Origin of the sequence: Mycobacterium sp. (assembly GCF_035314665.1) — a bacterium.
GTDB lineage: Bacteria > Actinomycetota > Actinomycetes > Mycobacteriales > Mycobacteriaceae > Mycobacterium.
Window position 1 is genome coordinate 1 of record NZ_DATFZD010000316.1, and the last position, 3,629, is coordinate 3,629.

The following is a 3,629-nucleotide window of genomic DNA, read 5'->3' on the forward strand; positions in this document are numbered from 1 at the left end:
TTTGAACACCCGGCGACACCGATAGGTGTAGACGGCCGCGCAGTTGCAATTGGGGCAGATCGGGGCGCCGTCGGTGTCGGGCCACCGCATCGCGCAGAGCTTCTTGTGCGCGTCGTCTTCTGACAGATCGCACAGGTCGACGAGCGACAGGGTCCGCGCCGCCGCGGACATGAGGAAGTGTTGCGCCACGGCAGCGGTCCTGGAAAAGGGCCATGGCTTTCTACCGTTTAGCGAAGTCGACGTCGACCGTAAGTGCTTGATTCCGTTGCTTGGTGTGAATGCGCCATGATACCGCAAATTAACGTAGCAGAATCGCGGCCAGCCATCCTCAATCTCGCAACGATCGAGGTGATTATCGCCGGCAAGCCGATACGGTGTCAGCCACGTGCTTGGTGTGAATGCGCCATGATACCGGATTTTTCAATGTCTCGGCAAGGCAGTGATACCGTCATAATGCCAGTCGCTTTGCTAAATCGATTCGTGCAGACTCTATGCCTCGCAGCGTAAATTGCAGAAAGTCGAGATCAGAAGGTGTTCGAATACCGCGATACTGACGATGAAATCGAAGCTTTCCGCTGGAAAATGCGAAGAGAGCGCGTGCGCATCACCGACCACATCGACGGTTGGGTCTGCAACGCGATCGAAAACGATTAAGTCGCATCCGGGGTATTCACCTCGCCGATCAACGCCACTGCGTGCGCGACCACCGATATCGAGGATTCGAGCCCCCGGACGCGTTCGGACGATGTCATGAAACTCGTCGTCGATACGCCCGGCAAGGTTCACTCCAAGCTCGATCAGGGTGCTAAAGGAGGCGTGCCACCGATCATGAGGATCATGCGCGACTAACCAGCAATCATCCGGGAAGTGAGCACGATCGATCAGCGTTTCGACAACTATTTTCCACCCTTCGCCCGGTCCAGACTGACCGAACCTGGGCTTCCCTCGTCCGGTCTCCCTCGCGGACGGTGACTTGCACAGGGTGCCGGCGCGCGGTCTCAAGAGATCCGGTTGCAAGCAGGACCGCCTCAATCCTGATGAAGCTGAAGAATACGGTGAAGGACCCGACCCGCAGCGGCGCAGCCTCAAGCTCGGTGAGCGGAATGGCGCGGACAAGCAAGTCGTCACCCTGTTTGGGAGCACGCTTGCGCGCGAACAGTCCTCGCATTCTTGTCATCTTACCCATCTTGCAGTTGATCGCGTTCTTCACGGACGACGGCGGGCGGGCGAAAGGGGTCGGAGCCCGACTTCGCGACCAGCCTACAGACAGCTCACCCCGGACACTTCGCGAGCACCGCGGCGATGCGGTCGGCGAGCACGCCGACCGCAGTGCTCATGCCGGCGGAGATCTGGCCGTACGAGGTGTCGCCGTTGACGGTGATGGTCTCGGTGCGGGTGAACACCTGGCCGCCGCTGGCGTTCAGCAGCGTCCAGTCGGTGTTCAACGTCACGTGGCCGTCGTCGTCGGCCATGAAGCGCTTGATGCCGAGACGCACCGTCGCCGTGCCCCCGGCCGTCGCCTGGGCGTCGGGGCCGAGCACGCGGCCCGGCGGCAGGCGCTGTTGCAGGTCCTGCGCGAGGGTGCGCTGGATCAGCAGGCTCAGCGGCGCTGCCCAGCGATCGTGGTTGGAGACGTCGACCTCGTCGGGCCCGGACGCGCGAACGATCTCCCCGCGGTCGACCGCGTCGGGCACCGTCACGGCGGCGACGGCGATCGGCGCTGAGCAGCTTCCGCCCGCCACCGGGGCGGCGGACGTCACCGGGACGAGCCGGTAGAAGCGGTTGTCGTCCGAACCGCCGCACCCGGCTGCCAGAAGTGCCAGGAGCAGCGCCACGCGAGTCCTCATCGGTGCGCGGATGTCGCGGAGTGGCGGGAGATGTCGTGCGGGCGGTCGTGTGCGTGGTCGTGCGGCATGGCGTTCGTATGATCTCCTTGGCGTGACGATACCAGCAACCGGGCGCGGACGGCGAGCCTGCCGGGCTTGACGCTGTCGGCGGCCCGGTGTCCTTCGGCGCATGGCCGACCTGGAACCGATCCCCTACGCCGACGCCAAGATTCGCTCGATCCTGCAGCGCGTCAGGACGATCGCGCTGGTCGGCGCGTCGGACGACTGGAACCGGCCGAGTTACTTCGTGATGCGCTACCTGCAGGGGAAGGGCTACCGGGTCATTCCGGTGAACCCGAAGCTCGCCGGGCAGACGCTGCTGGACGAGGCGGTGTACGGGTCGCTGCGCGACATCCCCGAGACGGTCGACATGGTCGACATATTCCGCGCACCGGGCGCGGCGCCGGAGGTGGTGGCGGATGCGATCGCGATCCGCGCCGGGGTGGTGTGGATGCAGCTCGGCATCCGCAACGACGCGGCTGCCGCGACGGCCGAGGCGGCGGGGATCGAGGTGATCATGAACCGCTGCCCGAAGATCGAGTTCGGGCGGCTGGGCGGCGAGCTGTCGTGGTCGGGGGTGAACACCGGGCTGATCCGCAACCGGCCGGCCGAACCGCCGCAGCCGCGGCGGGTGCGCGAGAGGCGGCAGACGGCACAGCGCGACCACGGGTTCGGGACCAGGGCGGTGCACGCGGGCGCGGCGCCGGACCTGAGTACGGGCGCGCGCATCACGCCGATCTACCAGACGACGTCGTTCGTGTTCGACGACGTCGAGCACGCGGCGTCGCTGTTCAACCTGCACTCGTTCGGCCACCTGTACACGCGCGTGTCCAACCCGACCGTCGCGGTGCTGGAGGAACGGGTGGCGGCGCTGGAGGGCGGGCGCGCGGCACTCGCCGCGTCGTCGGGACATGCGGCGCAGTTCCTGACGTTCTTCACGCTGCTGGAGCCGGGCGACGAGTTCCTCGCCTCGCGCAACCTGTATGGCGGGTCGCTGACGCAGTTCGGGCTGTCGTTCAAGCGGCTGGGCTGGACGTGCCATTTCGTCGATCCGACCGATCCGGCGAACTTCAGGCGCGCGATGACACCGCGCTGCAAGGCGGTCTTCGTCGAGAGCCTCGCCAATCCCGGCGGCGTGGTGGTGGACCTGCAGGCGATCGCCGATGTCGCGCACGCGGCGGGGATTCCGCTGATCGTCGACAACACGCTGGCCACGCCGTATCTGTGCCAGCCCTTCGCGTGGGGCGCGGATATCGTCTGCCACTCGACGACGAAGTTTCTCGCCGGGCATGGCAATGCGCTCGGCGGGGTGATCGTGGAATCCGGTCGGTTCGACTGGGGGCGCGGGAAGTTTCCGTCGCTGGCGGAGCCGGAGCCCGCCTATCACGGCCTGAACTTCTTCGAGAATTTCGGCGACTTCGCGTTTACGACCAAGGCTCGCGCGGTGGCGTTGCGCGACTTCGGCCCGACGATGGCGCCGATGAACGCGTTCCTGACCATCACCGGCATCGAGACGCTGCACGTGCGGATGGAGCGGCATGTGGCGAACGCCGCGGCCGTGGCGCAGTTCCTGGCGGGACATCCTCGCGTCGCCTGGGTGTCGTATGCGGGGTGCGTCAAGAAGACGAGCAATCGTCATGCTGTGCGAGAGATGAAGGAGGGCCCTTCGGGGCCGCCCTGCAGGGGGAGGCCTCAAGCCGCCACGAGCTGCTTCAGCCAAAAGCTGCGGTAGTGAGCGTCGTG

The 3,629-nt window shown here is 65.8% G+C and carries 4 protein-coding genes; 1 reads left to right on the forward strand and 3 read right to left on the reverse strand.

The window, feature by feature from the left end; translation table 11 throughout:
* The 3 genes from VKI00_RS22045 to VKI00_RS22055 all read right to left on the reverse strand — a co-directional run.
* On the reverse strand, positions 1–189 hold a 189-nt coding region (locus VKI00_RS22045; RefSeq protein ID WP_324441220.1), incomplete at its 3' end, for a transposase.
* Between the two features lie 300 nt (positions 190–489).
* Positions 490–786, reverse strand: coding sequence for a class I SAM-dependent methyltransferase (locus tag VKI00_RS22050; protein WP_324441222.1), 297 nt, complete (start codon positions 784–786; stop codon positions 490–492).
* A 485-nt stretch (positions 787–1,271) separates the two neighbouring features.
* Positions 1,272–1,835 (reverse strand): PqiC family protein, encoded by a 564-nt coding sequence (locus VKI00_RS22055; protein WP_324441224.1) that lies wholly within the window; start codon positions 1,833–1,835, stop codon positions 1,272–1,274.
* A 181-nt stretch (positions 1,836–2,016) separates the two neighbouring features.
* On the opposite strand from VKI00_RS22055, the gene VKI00_RS22060 reads away from it, so the two are divergent.
* Positions 2,017–3,618, forward strand: coding sequence for an aminotransferase class I/II-fold pyridoxal phosphate-dependent enzyme (locus VKI00_RS22060; protein ID WP_324441226.1), 1,602 nt, complete (start codon positions 2,017–2,019; stop codon positions 3,616–3,618).
* Positions 3,619–3,629: the final 11 nt, after the last annotated feature.